Origin of the sequence: Lysinibacillus sp. NPDC086135, assembly GCF_044746345.1 — a bacterium.
Classification (GTDB): Bacteria; Bacillota; Bacilli; order Bacillales_A; family Planococcaceae; genus Lysinibacillus.
Window position 1 is genome coordinate 114,318 of sequence record NZ_JBIVCA010000007.1, and the last position, 17,795, is coordinate 132,112.

At 36.6% G+C, this 17,795-nt stretch carries 10 protein-coding genes; 7 read left to right on the forward strand and 3 right to left on the reverse strand.

Annotation, left to right across the window (positions count from 1 at the left end; translation table 11 throughout):
• Positions 1 to 730: 730 nt before the first annotated feature.
• Positions 731 to 3,883 carry an S-layer homology domain-containing protein gene (locus ACIPKN_RS11340; RefSeq protein WP_400936051.1) on the forward strand — a complete coding sequence of 1,051 codons (3,153 nt, stop codon included), beginning with the start codon at positions 731 to 733 and terminating at the stop codon, positions 3,881 to 3,883.
• A gap of 364 nt (positions 3,884 to 4,247) precedes the next feature.
• On the forward strand, positions 4,248 to 5,744 hold the full coding sequence (locus tag ACIPKN_RS11345) for an S-layer homology domain-containing protein (RefSeq protein ID WP_400936193.1): 1,497 nt from the start codon (positions 4,248 to 4,250) through the stop codon (positions 5,742 to 5,744).
• On the opposite strand, the gene ACIPKN_RS11350 is transcribed toward ACIPKN_RS11345, so the two are convergent.
• Genes ACIPKN_RS11350 through ACIPKN_RS11360 form a run of 3 tightly spaced genes read right to left on the reverse strand, consistent with a single transcriptional unit; the run spans position 5,733 to position 7,956 of the window.
• Positions 5,733 to 6,056, reverse strand: coding sequence for a hypothetical protein (locus ACIPKN_RS11350; RefSeq protein ID WP_400936054.1), 324 nt, complete (start codon positions 6,054 to 6,056; stop codon positions 5,733 to 5,735). The two genes, ACIPKN_RS11345 and ACIPKN_RS11350, sit on opposite strands and share 12 nt — an antisense overlap.
• Positions 6,023 to 7,282 (reverse strand): efflux RND transporter periplasmic adaptor subunit, encoded by a 1,260-nt coding sequence (locus tag ACIPKN_RS11355; protein ID WP_400936056.1) that lies wholly within the window; start codon positions 7,280 to 7,282, stop codon positions 6,023 to 6,025. The genes ACIPKN_RS11350 and ACIPKN_RS11355 overlap by 34 nt, the downstream gene beginning before the upstream one ends.
• Entirely contained in the window at positions 7,279 to 7,956 is a 678-nt protein-coding gene (locus ACIPKN_RS11360) for a hypothetical protein (RefSeq protein ID WP_400936058.1), read from the reverse strand. The genes ACIPKN_RS11355 and ACIPKN_RS11360 overlap by 4 nt, the downstream gene beginning before the upstream one ends.
• A gap of 590 nt (positions 7,957 to 8,546) precedes the next feature.
• Between ACIPKN_RS11360 and ACIPKN_RS11365 the strand changes: the two genes are divergently transcribed.
• The 5 genes from ACIPKN_RS11365 to ACIPKN_RS11385 all read left to right on the forward strand — a co-directional run bounded on the left by ACIPKN_RS11365 (position 8,547) and on the right by ACIPKN_RS11385 (position 17,683).
• The gene (locus ACIPKN_RS11365) at positions 8,547 to 11,504 is read left to right on the forward strand and encodes a hypothetical protein (protein ID WP_400936060.1); all 2,958 of its coding nucleotides are present in this window, start codon (positions 8,547 to 8,549) and stop codon (positions 11,502 to 11,504) included.
• Between the two features lie 56 nt (positions 11,505 to 11,560).
• Positions 11,561 to 12,220, forward strand: a complete 660-nt coding sequence (locus ACIPKN_RS11370) for an S-layer homology domain-containing protein (RefSeq protein ID WP_400936062.1) — start codon at positions 11,561 to 11,563, stop codon at positions 12,218 to 12,220.
• 296 nt (positions 12,221 to 12,516) lie between these two features.
• Positions 12,517 to 13,599 (forward strand): CAP and S-layer homology domain-containing protein, encoded by a 1,083-nt coding sequence (locus ACIPKN_RS11375; protein ID WP_400936064.1) that lies wholly within the window; start codon positions 12,517 to 12,519, stop codon positions 13,597 to 13,599.
• 1,017 nt (positions 13,600 to 14,616) lie between these two features.
• Positions 14,617 to 15,540 (forward strand): C40 family peptidase, encoded by a 924-nt coding sequence (locus ACIPKN_RS11380; RefSeq protein ID WP_400936066.1) that lies wholly within the window; start codon positions 14,617 to 14,619, stop codon positions 15,538 to 15,540.
• A 247-nt stretch (positions 15,541 to 15,787) separates the two neighbouring features.
• The gene (locus tag ACIPKN_RS11385) at positions 15,788 to 17,683 is read left to right on the forward strand and encodes an N-acetylmuramoyl-L-alanine amidase (RefSeq protein ID WP_400936068.1); all 1,896 of its coding nucleotides are present in this window, start codon (positions 15,788 to 15,790) and stop codon (positions 17,681 to 17,683) included.
• The last annotated feature ends 112 nt before the right edge of the window (positions 17,684 to 17,795 follow it).

Below are 17,795 nucleotides of genomic sequence, written 5' to 3' on the forward strand. Positions count from 1 at the left end.
AATATAATAAAAACCCCATGCTATAAATGTCCAGCACGCCCCGTGTTAAAAGCCCGTGAAGCAAGAATAGCTGATACCTTCAAGAAGATCGCTGATAAAAAGCATAGAATCGCTGATAACCTTAAGAAAACCGCTGATAAAAGGCTAGAATCGCCGATACCCCCTTAGAAGATCGCTAATAAAGAGCTTAGAATCGCTAAAAAGCTATGACAACGATAATCTCAAAAAAATTGCTGATAAAATACCAAATATTGATAGAATAACTGCAATTGCTGATTAAAAAGTGCCAATTCATAAGTCAATTTCTGAACGAAAAATGGCTTATGTAATATACCAAAAACTAATAATATATAAAATTTATGGAAAAATATAATAGAATATAGGAAATACAAGAATAAATTACCTACTTAATTGTGACATGAGTTCACGAATTGTTCACAATGGTTTTTAATCAATTATTGCTTGAAAGTCGAAAATTGTAGAAATTTGGATGGTAAAAATGACATGGGTAATATGGTATATTTTCCTTGTGGCAGTAAGGTTTGTCTGTTAATTTTCAGGATGGTAGTGATAACAATATTTGTACAAATTATGGTTTAAAAACCTTTGTAACTAAATCATTACCACAATTTTCATTCCAGGTATTTCATTTTGAAATTTATCATCTCGTACTCTTATAATGAAGTCGTAGCCACGAATATTGGCTAATTTATCTAGGAGGTAATTTCATATGAAACAAAAATATAGTAAATGGGTTGTAGGCGCAGCATCAGCAGCCCTAGTAGCATCAGCAATCGTACCAGCAGCAAGCGCAGCAAGCTTTTCTGATATTAAAGATAATGACCATGAGGACGCTATCTTAGCATTAGCAGACGCTAAAATCGTAGCAGGTTACCCAGACGGCACATTCAGACCGGATGCTGTAGTTACTCGTGGTAATGTAACTAAATTCTTAGGAAAATGGTTAGTTTCAGAAAATTACGAAATTCCTGCAGACTATGCAACAAAAGCTCGTTTCACTGATTTACCAACATCAACATCTGACAAAGAGTTATTACAATATGCAGCACTTGTTAAAGATGCTGGCGTATTCAAAGGTTCAAATAACCAATTAATGCAAGCTAATAACATGAGCCGTGAGCAAATGGCAGTTGTTTTAGTACGTGCTATCAAAACTGTTTATAACATAGATTTAGTAGCTGATTACAAAGATGCTGACTTCGAATCTGTTATCACTGATTTAGACAAAGCTACAGCTACAGAAAATCGCGAAGCAATCATAGCGTTAGAATATGCTGGTATTACAAACGTTAAAACTATACAACAGTTCAATCCTAAAAACTCAGTAACGCGCGGTCAATTTGCATCATTCTTACACCGTACAATTACTATGGGTGAACAAGCATCTTTAACTGTTAAAGAAGTTAAAGTTGTAGATGCAACAACATTAGAAGTAACACTTTCTGATGACAAAAAACACACGGTAACATTACCAACTCCACTTCCAGAAAACAAAGAAACTAAAGTAGAGTTCGTTATCGATGGCAAAACTTATTCTGCTGAAGTTACATATGTAACTGCGGTAAAAGTAAAATCTGTTGATGCAGTAAATGCAAAAACTTTAGCTGTAACATTCAATAAACCAGTTGAAACTGAAAAAGCTAAATTTGAGCTTAAAAAAGATGGCTTCAAATCTAACTTCTCTTCTATTACATGGAACGAAGATAAAACAGTTGCAACAATTGAATTAACAAGCAAAATTACAAAAGGTGAATTCACTGTAAACGTAACTGGTCTTACAGATGAAGCACTAACTGGTTCTGTGAAAACAGAAGACGAAAAAGTTTCTTCTATTGAAATCCTTGGTGAAGTAGCTCCATTAATCGACAATACAAATACAGCTACAATCGGTTACCAAATTAAAAACCAATACGGTGAAGATATTACAAAATTAAACGCTTCATCATTAACAGTTTCTGCAGCAGGCGCTAAGGCAGATCCAAATGCGAACGGCTCTATTACAATCACTAAAGATGGCCTTAAAGAAGGCGACAAAGTAGTACTTACAGTGATCCATGGTGCAACTGCAACTACAACAACACAAACTGTAACAGTTTCTGCAAAAACTGTAGCATCTGACGTAACAATTGGTGCTCTTTACAACAAAGATGGCAAAACTTTAACTGAAGATACTGCTTTAGCAAAAGATAAATTCTATCTTCCTGTTACTGTAAAAGACCAATACGGTAAAGAAATTACTGACGTAAAACGTCTAAAAGATGAAGTTCTAGTAACAAATACAAACCAAGCTGTTGCAACATTCGGTGAATTTGAAAAACAAACAATTGAAGGCAAAGATGTAGTTGTTCTTCCAGTTGAGAATATTGTGGCAACTGGTGAAACAAACGTAATTGTTATCGCTAAAGCAACTGGTAAAAATGGACAAGCGACAGTGAAAGTTGCTGAAGGTGTACGTGCTGATTCAGTTACATTAGGCGCACCAACAAAAGTTGTTACTGCTGAAGCAGACATCCTATTCCCATTATTTGTTTCAGACAAACAAGGTAATTCAATTAAGGATACTACTGTATTAAATGGTACTAAAGGTATCTCTATTACTGGTGGATCTTTAGTAGAAAAAGATGGCGAGCTTTATGCAAAAGTAGTAGGCGCTAACGTAAAAGAAAACACACCAGTAACTGTTGTTGTAACATCTTCAACTGGTAAAGTTGCAACTCAAACAGTTATTCCTAAATCTACAACTGCACCAAAAGTAATCACTGGCTTAAATAGCAAAGTGAGCACAGCTATCCGTGAAATTGCTGGTGAAAAAGTAGAAATCACTGCAAAAGACATCGTAGTTGAAGATCAATTCGGTCAAGTTATTTCAACTGATGAGCTTCTTGCAAAACTTGCAACAGCAAAATACACAATCGAAGCATCTACAGATGAAAATGCACCATTCGAAGTAACAGGTAAAATCGGTGCTGCTGACAACAAAATTACAGTAGCATACAAAGCAGGCGCTACTAAAACAACTGCTAATGTAACATTCAAACTTGTAAAAGAGGGTAATACTGCAATTGAAGCAAGCACTTACTCTAAACAATTCTCAGTTGTAAAAGATAGCTCATTCACTTCTTATAATGTAGAAGATATTAAACCTATCTACGTAACTGAAAAAGAAGCTGGTAAAGCAGATTTAGTAATTCCGGATAAGTATGGCAAAGACATCGTAGTGAAAGCAGTAACTGCTAATGGTGGAGAAGTTACACTTAAAGCAGGTTCTGACTACACAGTAAAATCTGCAGTTCTTACAAACGTTGCAGATGGTAATATTACTACTGATGATGCAGCTAAAGTAGAATTCGATAAAGATGCTAAAACTGCAACTGCAAAAGTAACAATCACAATCAATGCTACTGGTGAAGAAATCGTGAAAGAAGTAACACTCTCTAAAGCTGCTCCTAAAGTAGAAAAAGTAGCTGTAGTAGAAGATGGTAAAGCTCAACAATACATTAATGGTGACGCTGTTAACTTCGTAACAACTTCTTCTTACAATGTAGCTGCTGACTTCGACTTAGATGCATTCTTCAAATTAACTGACGTAGTTGTTACTGACCAATACGGCGTAATGGCAACTGTTGCTGAAGCTGATGCTACTGGCGTAGTTAAAGGCCAAGCTGTATTTAACGGTGTTCCAACTGCTGCTGCAACACTAACTTTATCTAAAGTTTCTGGTGAAGTAGTATTCAGCAATAACGGTACAGCTACAGCATCTGCTACAGGTAAAGCTGGAGACGTATTCAATGCTCGTGTAAACATTGGTGGTCAAAGCGCAACTCCTGTAAAAGTTACAGCTAAACAAGACTTCAAAAACTAAGAAATATTTTTTAAACAGTGGAGGTTCGAGTTAAATCGAACTCTCCGCTGTTTTTTTACTTATGAGGAAAATTAAGACGATGGTTAGATGAGCAGGGGTAATGGATAAAAGAGTGATAACGACGGAAAAAGAGGGAGAATGAGGGAAAGAAAAGTCGTAACGCTAAATAAAATCACAAAAATGTCAAATATATCTCGAACCGATGAACTTGGTAGTCAATAGATGAGACTTCACACAGTGCCTCACCCTAACATTCGATAGAAAAAAGAAACTCTTCATAATTGAAGATTATGAAATATTTGGATTCCCTTATACGTATTATAATAGTATGATAGACAAAATATGTTAAGGGGTTGAGCTGGTGATGAAGAAGCATACTTTATTTCAAGGGACAATAGTTGCTGCATTAGCGACAAGTGCGATTGTAGTAGTACCAACTGCACAGGCAACAGATAAATTTTCTGATGTTGATTACACGAAGGAATATGGTGTAGCGGTAAAGGATTTAGCTGAACGCGGAATTATTAAAGGTTATGCTGATGGCACGTTTAAGCCATTCGTTGATGTGACGCGTGGACAGGCTTCGAAGATTTTAGCAGGTCTTCTAGGGCTGGATACTAAAAATGTAATGGACCCACAATTTACAGATGTAAAACCGAGCGATGAATATTATGGGGCCATAGCAGCCTTAGAAAGTGAAGGGATTGTCTCAGGGTTTGCTGACGGATCCTTCGGTGTCAATCAAGCGATTACACGTGAACAATTAGCGCGAATGCTAACAACGGCATATCATTTAGAATCTACTATTGGTCGGACATTACCATTTAAGGATATTGTAAAATATTCAGATGCTTATTACGCAGTCGCTCCATTGTTTGAGAATAATATAACGAAGGGGATTACACCAACTACTTTTGGTTTAAAAGAGACTGTCAATCGTTCGCAGCTTGCGTTATTTATTCATCGTCTTGAAGCTATGCAGGCTAAACGAGTGACCCAAACATTTACTGCACAGGAGTTTAATTCAACTAATATTGATGCTTATTCTAACGATAATCTAACGCCAGATGGAGAGCATGAATTCTTCCGTATTCTTCGAACAAATAACGATATGAAGATAGAGGCGTTACAAGAGGGATCGGGCTATTTCATGCTGGTTGGCTACAATATTGATCATGATGAAAATTATGAAATCGTCGAAATGCAAAAATATAAAATTGATGTAACAAAAGTAGATGGAAAATTACAAATTAACTGCCAACCAACAGATGAAGTGACACCTGGCTCAGCACTGATTTTTGAGCAAGATTTAGGCTTTGATCCGAAAAATATTCAGCTAACTACAGCTGCTGGACAAGCGGTTAGTGATAAAGTTTTCAGCTATAAGCCATATAAATTTGATGGCTGGGATGAACAATCGATTCCTAAGGGCGGTAACTATGTGCTGTCGTTATTGCAAGCAGGTGACTATATTGCGACTTTCTCTGATAATAAAGGACATTCGGTACGTGTAGGTATCCATGCAGAATCTGATGGCTATGGATTGTATTCAACATCAGCGATTGAAAAAAGCAGTGCGTTCATTCCAAAAAGTGAAATTGGCTTTAAGGTGAAAGATTTCAAAATTGAGCAATACACAGGTGCAATGCATGATCATAAAATAGTTGATGTCGAGCTTTCAGCAGATGGTGTCACTGTAAAAAGAGTCGGAAAAGGTAATTCTGCTTTTTCTGTCCGTCTGAATGGAGAAAATGGTGAGAAACTATATGTACATGGCATGATCCATGAGGTAAGTGGTATAGCAGCAATGAACTATGAACTAGTGACACAAGAACAAATGGAGAATTCATCATTTAATTAAGAAACCGGTAGAAAAGACAACATCGCTGATAAAACCAGATAAATCGCTGATAAACATCAGAGAATCGCTGATAAAACCAGATAAATCGCTGATAAACATCAGAGAATCGCTGATAAAACCAGATAAATCGCTGATAAACATCAAAGAATCACTGATAAAACCAGATAAATCGCTGATAAACATCAAAGAATCACTGATAAAACCAGATAAATCGCTGGTTAACATCAAAAAGACGCTAACAGCACAAAAGCCTCCCCAATTGGGGAGGCTTTTGTATACTAAAAGACAATATATTTTACGTAGTCTTTCCAACCAATCTCTTTAAAATTTCGCCACTCGATTTTTTTAAGAGGTATTGAACGGAAGGAGCGAGCTAAAATATTGCGTTGTTCATTTGCAATAATAGGTGTCCCAGCATCCATATAGCCTGTAAAGATCGTAGAATCTGCCGTTTTAAAGGCAACCTCGATATCCTCAAGGCGTATTTTACCATTTGCATCAATCGTATAAACGCTATGTTTATTATTCTTTCCAGCCTTCACCCATGCGGATTTCACCTTAAGCGCGTTGGATGCCTGATTTACGGTAATAGAAGCTTTACCGACAGTTGAAAATGGAATGTTTTCTAGTATGTCATCTTGATGCAGTATTACCTCATAGCTTGTAGGTTTTGGTAGCTTTGCAGACTTAGCTAGTTCATTTGCCCAAAGGGATTCCTTATTTGCTGGTATCATTTGTTTTTGAAAGACAATACCAGATAGATCATCGTCGTTATGCGGCAGTTTAAAACTAACGGTTTGTCCATCTTCAACCTTTTGCCATTCATCCTCGGATAAGTAGGCAAGCATAGACTTTTCAGATGAATAGATTTCAAATGTTACCGCACCAGCTTCTTCAGTGATTTTTGAGATTACACCATCTACTGGGCAAATAACACCTTGGCGCGCTTTAATTTGGCCAATTTGTGCATCCATTAAAGCTATTTGACGATTGGTCTCTGCAATATGACGGTTCAGTATTGCCACTGCAGTTGATGGAGAAGCTTGCTGACCTAATTCAAATTTAACAGAGACATTTAATTTCTCACTAATTTGGTCGGTATTAATAGAGCTTTTTGGGTCATTGCCTCCACCGTATTCAGATTCTATATCCGCTAAAGCAGATTCTAAATCACTTAATTCAGTTTCGTAAGCAGTGCGTTCAGCCTCAAGCTTTGCTAATTCACCGTCAACTTCCTCTGTTTTGTAGGTAGCTAGTAAATCATTGGCATGTACTTCCTGTCCACGTGTTACATCTATTGCAGCAAGATTTTTCGCATCTGCTGAAATCGTATAGGTTTGTGTTGGTGCAACAATCGCATCCTTTTCAACCGTTTCTACACGATCACTAGGTGTAGCTCTTTGGAATTCATTGATAAAGTAGGATCTTGCTACTTTACTATCATCCTTAAATACAAAATAAGCATTTACACCAATTAATAACGCTATCACAATAATACTTAAACTTGTCCAAGGTCTGGATTTAATAAAGCGCATCATCCTAACCCCCTTGTAATCCATTCTTGTAGTGGTAACACACTAATCATTCCGATAAAAATAGCCATTACTACATAAAGACCAATAATTTTTGCTAATAATGCCTTTCGATCTGACCACTCCTCCCATTTTGAAAGGAACGTGTATTGTACAATAATTGTTAATACAGTTGCTACGGTTAGTTGGTTGATAGCAAATAGTACATAATCATTATCAATTACTTGCTGAGCTATAGGTGCAAGTGAGAAGAACGAGAAGTTAGTAGTGTAACCAACAGCATAAAATACAGCAAATAAAATTGTCTTTTCAATAAGTAAAAATACCATTACATAAAGTTGTACCTTCTGAATCCATTTGTAAGGAATGTCTGTTAATAGATGTAACAAGTATGTAACGCCATAATAATGGAAGCAATAATAGATAACTCCCCAGGCAATAACCCCAACCATTGATAATAAACGGGCTGTATAGTATTCAGTTGGATGATTCGATGCAAATAAGGTTGTTAAGCTTTCAGTACCCATGCCCCAAAACTCACGAACGGCGAATAGAAGCAAAAAGAGTATAAAAACGGCGAAGGATCGCTTTTTATATCCTCTTAGTTCTCCTTGCTCAACAGCTTGTGTAAAATAAGTGGGATGCACTAAGCTGTGCCAAAATTTATATTGATAAAACATATATAGCTCCCTTTCTCGTAAATTAAATCGTAAAGTTGTAGTATACATCTAATTACTGGAAAATAATATAGTAGAAATGCTGAGTTTTTCATGGATTTCCCTCGAAAAAGAGAAAATTTAATCGTTATTTTAGACAATTATACAAAGCTTTTATTCGCTAGTTTGAGTAATGTTTTCAACAAAATATTTTCTGGAAAATATAAGGTGCAAGTATATATAGAGTAGCGCTTTCAACAGACGAGCGCTGTTTCCTCTAAGCTTCGTTTTTACACGATAACTGTCGTCAGCGGCACATATTCTTTTAGGTAGTAAATTTGTTCGTCTAAAGTCTATAGCATTTTTACTCGCAATTAGTCATCTTTTGCCAAAATTTCTTCCAGAACAATGCACATAATTCAATTATATAGTATCCTAACAATAACTTCCTATAAAAAGACTATTCACTCTAAAAAATATTTCTGTTAGTGAAGAGGATAAGCTTCTTTAATAGATTAGCTTGAAATAGGATAAAATGCACCGATACAAAAGGTAGCAAATTAGAAATAAATGATACATATCTATTTACCTATATAAAAGAAAGGGTGGGCATTTTGAAGAAACAAATACAGATTGGTGTAATAACAAGTCTATTACTAACTCCGACGGCGATTGCCAATGCTCAAGAAGGTCAACCTCAAACAATCTCTCAGGAAAATCAAGTAGCTAATGTGAATATAGCAGCAACAAATGCAAACGCTAAATCACAAACTATTGCACAATATGGAAAACTATCTGAAAAATCGACAACGACAGAAATGGCTGCTGCCAAAAGAGATTTAGCATTTTTAAGCGATAATTTTGACATTGATGAAATCGAATTTATTACAGCTAAATACAACTATATAGAAAAACAAATAATTTTATTAAGCGATCTTAAGAACATTGGTACAAGTATTAAGGGTATCTCTTATACTAGTAAAACTTTCATTAAGGATGTTAATGATGCATGGAATAGATATCAGACATTTTTAGGTGCAACGGATGCTGATAAAACTTATTTATATGTTCAACAAACATTTAAAGGTGCTGTTAATACTGCAACCAACAATAAGGCTAGAGCTATAGTTAAAGATGTTACGGGTAAATCCCTCCAATATGATTTTGAAGGGGCTGCACTCATTGCTTATTTCAAAAGTAACGGGGCAGATATTGCGAAACTTTTAAAAATGGTTGATGATGCAACTGTAGTAGACAAAACAGTTAAACAATTAGAAACTCTTGTATTAACCCTAAGTAATCCAAATTCTGATGCTACTAAAATTAAGGAAATTACAGATGGCATAACGACTGAACTGAACAAGCTCACAGCTGACCAAAAGAAAATTGTTATAGCGCATAATCCAAATAGTGCAGCGGTTACACCATACAAAAAATATACAGAAGTGTTAGCCAACCAATCTACAGCTGATAAAGTAATTGCGCTAGTGGAAAAGTTAGACCCAACTGCAAAGGATTATACTACAAAAGCGAAGGCTGCTAATACTGCTTACTTAAAGCTAGATCCTGCAAAACGTGAATATGTGAAAAACTATAAATCGTTGAAGGATCAAGTAGAGGCGATGGATATTGTGACACGCATCATGGCTTTGAACCCATCGCAAAAAACATATACGGAAGTAGTGACACAGTTAACTGCAGATTATGGGAAACTATCATCTAACGGGCAACAACTTGTAACGAATTATCCTGCTCTTCAAACCGCGAATGGCTATATTACAACAGCTAAAGATTTCGACAATCGTGTTATCGCTTTAGCTAGTGAGCCAGATACTACGTTTGTAGGGAAAGTAGCAGCGATGTCTGCAGAATATAAAACGATGGATAAAAATGCGAAAAAATTAGTAACACAATCGAAGACATTAACAACTTATGAAAAAAATAATGCCAATGTTGTGAAGGTTATTAATGCAATTGCAGCTTTAAATCCAGCAAATAAGGATTATACAAAAAAGGTTTTGGCAGCACGTAAGGCATATAATGCATTAGACTCTGCCTCACAAAAACGCGTAACAAACTACAATCAGCTAACAGCAGTTGAGGATGTTGCTACATTAATAGGCTTGATTGAAACATTGAAACCGACAAGTAAAACATTTTTAAATGATTTAGATTCTGCGCGCAAAAATTACGATGCATTACCACCAGAAAAGCAAAAAGTTGTCGTAAACTATGAAAAGCTTGTCACAGCTGAGACTGAGCTGAAATCTGCACATACGGTTATTGCATTAATAGATGCGGCAGTGCCTAATGATCCAGATTATTTAACGAAGCTTATGAATGCTCGCGTTGCTTACGATAAACTAAATTCAGGACAGAAAAAGCTTGTTTCTAATGTGAAGGTGTTAACAGATCGTGAAAAAGAAGTAAAAGCAATTTTAAATACTATGGTGCAAATCGATGGAATAGAGCCGGGCACAAGTAAATTTGTCAGCCAAGTAAATTCAGCGCGAAAAGCGTACGATAAGCTGACAAAAGACCAAAAGCTATATGTCAAAAATATTGCTATTTTACAAAGCTATGAGCCAACTGCTAAAGTGATTGAATTAATAGGCAAGTTAAAGCCTTCTAGTAAAACGTTCAATGCAGATACAGTACAAGCTCGAGCACTATACGATGCTCTAAGTAAGGACATGCAGCAATATGTGACAAACTACAATTTATTACAAGCTGCTGAAGCAAGCATCTTAGGTGCAGGAAATGTACAGCGTATGATTGATGAGCTTCCGACTGTCCCGGTAAATCAATATATTAAACGTATTGAAGAGATACGTGCAGCATATAATGCATTACCAAAAGATCAACAATATGCAGTTGAAAACTATAAAACATTGCAAGAGCAAGAAAAAATTATTAAGCCTGTCATTAGTGTTGTCAATGAGATTGATAAACTGATGACATCGAAAAATATGGACAGCCAATATCAAAAGGTGTTAAAAGCATATGATAATCTTACTGCCACTCAACGTAGATATGTTTATAACGAGCAGCTACTTCTTTCATTAGATAACGTTATTAAAGTTTATCAAAGTATTGCAGCCTTAAAGCCAAGCGACAAATTGTATTTTGGTATGATAGAATCTGTACGAAAAGATTACGATAGCTTAAGTACTGTAGATAAGCAAAGAGTATCTAATTACAATATTTTGCTTGAAGCTGAGAAAAATATGAGTGAAGTAAAGAAAATTGTTGGGATTATAGCTGGTCTTAATCCGGCTTCTAGCACATATATTCAAGATGTAGCGAATGCTTCTGCTGCATATAAAGCATTAGATTCTAAAGTAAAAGGACAAGTTCTTAACTACGATGCTTTAAAGAAAGCAGAAAAAGATGTAACAGCAGTGTTAAAAGTGGTGAATGCGATTGGTGAGCTGGACCCAGACGCTAAAACGTTTGAAAAGAAAGTACTGGCTGCACAAAAACTATACGACGCACTTACTCTTGAGCAGCAGGATTTAGTATATAATTATCGTATTTTACAAGATCACTTAAAAACATTAGGTCTAATATAAGGAGAGAGGGCAGGTCCCTCTTTTCTTTCTTTATAATAAGGAAAGGAAGCGTTCATTTGTCGACTAAGAAGGTACATAAAACATGGGCTATTGCAACCGCGGCACTAGTTGTTCCCTGTGTTGCAGCCATGCCTGCGGAAGCAGCTGCAATGCCATTTACAGATATAAAAAATAGCGGAAGTGAAGTTGAACTTTACAAGACAGTTAGTGAATTATATAGCCAGGGAATTGTATTTGGGACAACATCGACTACGTTTAGTCCTTATCAAAATTTAACACGAGGGGAAGCGGCATACTTTTTGGCTGAAGCTCTAAAATTGGAGACAAAAAATGTAGTAAATCCTGGCTTCGGTGATGTACCGACCTCTCATAAATATTACGGGCATATTGCCGCGCTTGCTGAAAAGGGTATTATTCAAAAAGGTACAAATTATAATCCAGATCATTTTATGAATCGAAGTCAAATGGCAAAGATATTGACAATCGGCTTTAATTTACAGCAGGCAACAACATTATCTGCACCTTTTTTAGATTTTACAAAAGAAAATGAAACTAATAGGTATATTCAAACGTTATTAAATTATGGGATTACACAAGGAACTAGTGCGACTACATTTTCACCTTATACAGATGTTCGACGCGGTCAAATGGCTTTATTCCTATACCGCACTTTGCAAAAAACTGAAGACAATTTCTATATTATTAGCGTTGAATAAATGGGAAAACTCACTTTTAAGTTATTTTCAATCTTAGAGTGGTTTTTTTGAAACACTAAAGGTAAAATTAGGTAATAATGGAATATAGGTGTCGCATCAACCAAAGTTGGGTGTGAGGACCGGTCGGCTTTTAAACTGCATTAGAATGGTGACAGTGCTTTTATTCCCCATGAGGGAAATCAAACATAAGTATAGTGAATTGGATACGATCCCTAATTTGGTCGTTAGGAAAACATGTGGTGGGGAATTTGTGCCATTAGAGTACTATACATAATTAAACGAAGGAGGAGATAGCTATGTTTAAAAAAGTATCTAGTGTTGTTGGTATGTCTCTTATTTTGCTGACTACATCATATGCTGTGCCTCTGACAAACACATCTGAAGAAGTATTGGCAGCTAATATTGCAAAAGATGTTTCACAATCACATTGGGCAAAAAGCTCAATAGAACATATGCTAGAAAAGCATTATATGACAAATTATCAGGATGGCTTCTTTAGACCAGAACAACCGATTACTAGGGCAGAGGCTGCCGCTGCAATTGCTCGTTCCATGAAGCTAAAACTGGATACCAATTACACTCCTAATTTTACGGACTTATCGGATAATCATCCGTACTATAAAGAAATTTGTGCCTTAGTGGAATTAAAGATATTACAAAATGGTGATTGCTTCAACCCTGATGCACCTTTACAACGTGCACAAATTGCCAAAATGTTAACACTCGCGTATCAAATTGAAGTCGATTCTCAAAATCATAGTAAGTTTAGCGATGTTAATGAGGGACATTGGGCAAAAGACTATATTGAATCACTTGCAGATGTTGGTGTTATTAAAGGGATTAACGCACAGCAATTTGCACCAAATCGATTGGTAACACGTGCGCAATTTGCTTCTTTGGTTGAAAGAAGTCTCGATTTTTCAACGAAGGTAACAAATCTCGAGGTAGCCTACGATTATTTATCCAAGTCTTATATTCCGACAAAATGTTTTTCACCAACCATGTCTAATGATGTAATACGTTTAGTCAACGTCGAACGACAAAAAAGAAAGCTACCCCCCCTTAACTATGATGCAGCTTTAACACAAATTGCCGTTATTAAGGCACAGGATATGGTGAATCGACATTATTTTGAGCACGAATCCCCTTACTACGGTATGCCCTGGGATTTGGCAACATTATTCGATTATCCATACACGAGCTTAGGAGAGAATATAGGAAGAAAAATTCCAACACCGGAAGCTGCCGTCAAAGCATGGATGGCTTCACCGGCACATCGTGAAAATATTTTACGAGAAAATTACACAAATACCGGGGTAGCAATTGCAGTTGATAGCAATGGATATTATTATTGGGTGCAGTTATTTTCTAGTCAATAGAATGTGCGAAGCGAAGAAGGGACCCGCGTGAAGCATGAGAATACCCTCGGGGCAAAGAATGGCAGATACTTGCGGAGTAAAGGCGAATCCCTGTGGAGCATAGGCAAATACTCGCGGGGCATAGGCCAATTAGCGGCGGAATTTCAAGTTTTAGTGGCGTTCCTTACTTGGTTAGCGGCGGAATTTCGGGTTTTAGCGGCGCAACTCACACTTTTAGCGGCCAATTTCAACATATGCCAATACTTGCGGAGCAAAGGCGAATCGTCGCAAAGCAGAGGCAAATCCCCTCGCAAAGCAAAAGAATGACCCGCGAAAGGTAATTAAATACCACGCGAGCCCTACATCATAAAACGGAAAATTGAATCGGAAATGCGCATATTTAACAACTAAAAATGGTTCATCACCAAAAGTTGTGGATGACTTTTGTTAAAACGTCTACTATGTAAATTGTTGATTGGAGTGGAGACTGGGCGACTCCTCGGGGATCAGCGATAGAGGAACGAAGGCTAAAAGCATCACATCCTGTGATAACGCCTTCGTGACCAACATCGTGTTGGCCCGAGACCCTGCAGCGCAGCGGATGTTTTCTGTGCGAAAGCGTAGCGACAGCAACACCAAAAGCGGCTCATCGGACGCCCCCAGGAAGCTCTGCTCTGCGCGAAAGCGAAGCGTCAGCGGTAATGTTTTATCTGTGCGAAAGCGAAGCGGCAGCAACAAAGCGCCCAGTCGGAACGGAAATCAACCACACGTTTTGGTGATGATCCCTAAAAATCGAAAATTCACTAAAATCTGTAATCTATTGTGACAAAGCGTAGCGAATATTACAGGAATGTTACAAAAATCCCGATTATCCATTATTTAAAACCCATATTTTAGCGCTGATAAACCACGAAACGTTGGTATATCAGTGTTTTTTTGTGCTTTAAAAACCGTTACACAATTGAAAAGTTAAAATAGCATCTTTTATGATAGTCTATTTATAGGCAAAAAAAGTTCTGAGAGGGGTATACCGAATATATGAAAAAGAAATGGTTATTACCGATTTTTGCATCTTTCATGTTATTTACAACAACTCAAATAGATAAAGCTGAAGCAGCCACAACAACTGATGTAACTGATACAGCGTCAAAATATTTAGGTGTTCCATATCTTTATGGAGGTACAACTACTAAAGGGCTCGATTGCTCAGGATATACAACTAAAGTCTTTGCAGATTTAGGTATTGAATTAAACCGTACTTCAGGCTCGCAATATCAACAAGGTACTGTGGTAGCAAAGAAGGATCTTCAAGTTGGAGATTTACTATTCTTCAATACTAGTGGTAAAGGTGTTTCGCATGTAGCTATTTACATTGGTGACGGGAAAATGATCCATTCACAAACAGGTAAAGGTGTTAGTTACTCAAATGTAGATGATCCTTATTATTGGGGTTCTCGTTACATTGGTGCTAAACGTGTAGCAACATTTGATAGTGAACAAGCAGAAGCTGTTAAAGAAGAAGTAAAGGAAGCTGCGATTGACTTTACAGTTTATGCTTCTCGTGCTGAAGTGGCAGTGCAAATTGCTAAAGCACTTAACTTGGATACATCCGATAAAAATACGAATTTTACAGACGTAAAGCCAACAAATGAACATGCTGGTGCAATTGCTGCTGTATCGAAGTTAGGTATCTTTGCTGGTGATGGTAGTGGTAAATTTAATCCATCTTCACCGATAACACGTGCTCAAATCTCGAAAGTATTAGTACAGGCCTTCGGATTAAAGCAACAAGGCAATGTTGTAACATTTGCTGATGCTCCTGCAAATCATTGGGCAAATGAATTTATTTCAATTCTTGCTTCAAATGGTATTACAGAAGGTAACGGAAATGGTAACTTCGGTTACGATGAGATATTAAAAATTTCTCAACTTCAAACATTTATTGAACGCGCACAAAAATAACAATAATAATCAAATTCCGTATTACTTAGACAAGGGCTACGTTTAAAGTAATACATTGCAAGGAAGTTCTTTTATATAATGTATAAATTGAGGAGAGTTTGCACTTGCAGACTCTCTTCTTTTTATGAAATTCACAAAAATAGGAGTGATGCCTAGAAAACAGTTGAATAGTTATGTTCGTATGATAGTTTTGTCGGTGCAATTTTGCTAAAATGAACACGAGAACAGGAAGGGAGGAAATAAGACATTGAACCTCAAGAAAGTCAGTCTTATATTATGCGTCTTATTCATATCAGCTTCTATGTTTACAATACATAGTGCCCAAGCAAGCGGTGGGTTTGTAGATGTTCCTAAAGATCAAGAAGCTTATGAAGAGATCAATTATTTAGTTAGTTTAGGTGTTATTAAAGGATATACGGAAAACGGTAAAACGTATTATAAACCTTATAATAACGTAACGCGTGGACAAGTTGCCAAGATGGCTGTAATTGCTTCAGGTAACAAACCACTAGTTGTCAATAAATCAAGCTTCTCTGATGTAACAGTAGGCACAGAGCTTTCGGGCTATGTAGAACGCGCTATACAGCTTGGACTATTTAAAACAAATACTCAGGGGCAATTCTTACCGGATAAGCCTTTAACTCGTGATGAAATGAGTTATGTATTAACAAAAGCCTTTAAACTTGATACAAGTGAATATCAAAATATCGATTCTCCTTTTGTAGATGTAGGTATTACTCATCCATATGTTACATTTGTGAATACGATATACTATAACGGTATTACAAAGGGAACGGGTCAAAATTATTATCCAAATAACAAAGTGACACGTGCGCAGTTTGCATTATTTATAGCGCGTGCAAAAAGTGAAAAGTATCGTTTAGAGCTACCAGTTAAAGGTGTAGGTGTACCTGATACAAAACAGGTCATTGGCTTAGTTTCTATAACAACTGACGGATTAAATATTCGTAAATCAAAAGATTCTTCATCTACTGCTAATATAGTAGGTACAGTAAACAAAGGTGGTAAACTATCAGTCTATGCAGTTGAAGGGGACTGGTTAAAGGTTACTTATAAAGGTGCATTTGCTTATATTCATAAAACGTATGCACAGTTTTTAGATGCTGACGGTAACGCATTAGGGAATGTCCAAAAGCAAGTTACTGCAACACAAAATTTAAATGTTTACGTAAAACCAACTTCTTCTTCGAAAGTTATAACAACAGTTAATAGCAAAACGAAATTACCAGTTTATAAGACAGTAAGTGGCTACCATCTAACTGTAGTAAACGGTATACCAGGTTATGTCGTGGCTAATAGTACAGAGGATGTTGAAGTAGAACAACCTTCTACTCCAGATCCAACTCCACCTACAGTTTCTGGTGATGTATTAGGTCGAGCGACGGTTGACAGTTTAAATATTCGCAAAGAAGCTAACTCTACTTCTACGGTATTAGGTAAGCTGAAAAAGGGCGAATATATTCAAGTAAACAGTATTAACGGTTATTGGGCACAAGTTACTTATCAAGGTCAAAAAGGGTATGTCCATAAATCATACTTAAAGCTACTAAATCAAAGTGGTAATCCATTGAAAAATCGAATTATCATTCTTGATCCCGGTCATGGTGGTAAGGACCCTGGAGCTGTTGTAGGTTCTTATTCCGAAAAAGCTATCACATTAAAAGTCGGCACACTTGTGAAGCAAAAGCTAGAGGCTGCGGGTGCCAAGGTATATATGACTCGTACAGGGGATACGTATCCTTCATTACAAGACCGCGTTGACTTTACAAATGCTAATTACGGTGAAATCTTCGTAAGTATCCATGTTAACTCAGCAGCAAATACTGCTGCACTAGGTACTGAAACATATTATGCAATTTCAACAGGTGATATGTATCAAGAAGACATTGATCTTGCGACATTTGTAAATAATCAAATCGTTAATAACTTAAATATGAAAAATCGTGGTGTCAAAGAACAGCAATACTATGTTATTCGCAACACGATTATTCCAGCTATCTTAGTTGAGCTAGGCTTCCTAACAAATAGCGAAGACCGCGGTAAAATGACGAATGATAAATATGCTGAGTTATTTGCTGATTCTATCTACAAAGGGATTTCACAATACTACGCGAAAAAATAATAAAACGGGCTACATTGTTCAATATGAACGATGTAGCTTTTTTTGTTTGGTGCTTTAAATACTATGAGCATTGGTAGACTTAAATTCTATTATTTAGAATTTAAGTTGTAAC

Coding starts and splice junctions, on each gene's coding strand:
- ACIPKN_RS11380 (WP_400936066.1), top strand. CDS start 14,617: ATGAAAAAGAAATGGTTATTACCGATTTTTGCATCTTTCATGTTATTT.
- ACIPKN_RS11360 (WP_400936058.1), bottom strand. CDS start 7,956: ATGTTTTATCAATATAAATTTTGGCACAGCTTAGTGCATCCCACTTAT.
- ACIPKN_RS11345 (WP_400936193.1), top strand. CDS start 4,248: ATGAAGAAGCATACTTTATTTCAAGGGACAATAGTTGCTGCATTAGCG.
- ACIPKN_RS11340 (WP_400936051.1), top strand. CDS start 731: ATGAAACAAAAATATAGTAAATGGGTTGTAGGCGCAGCATCAGCAGCC.
- ACIPKN_RS11375 (WP_400936064.1), top strand. CDS start 12,517: ATGTTTAAAAAAGTATCTAGTGTTGTTGGTATGTCTCTTATTTTGCTG.
- ACIPKN_RS11355 (WP_400936056.1), bottom strand. CDS start 7,282: ATGATGCGCTTTATTAAATCCAGACCTTGGACAAGTTTAAGTATTATT.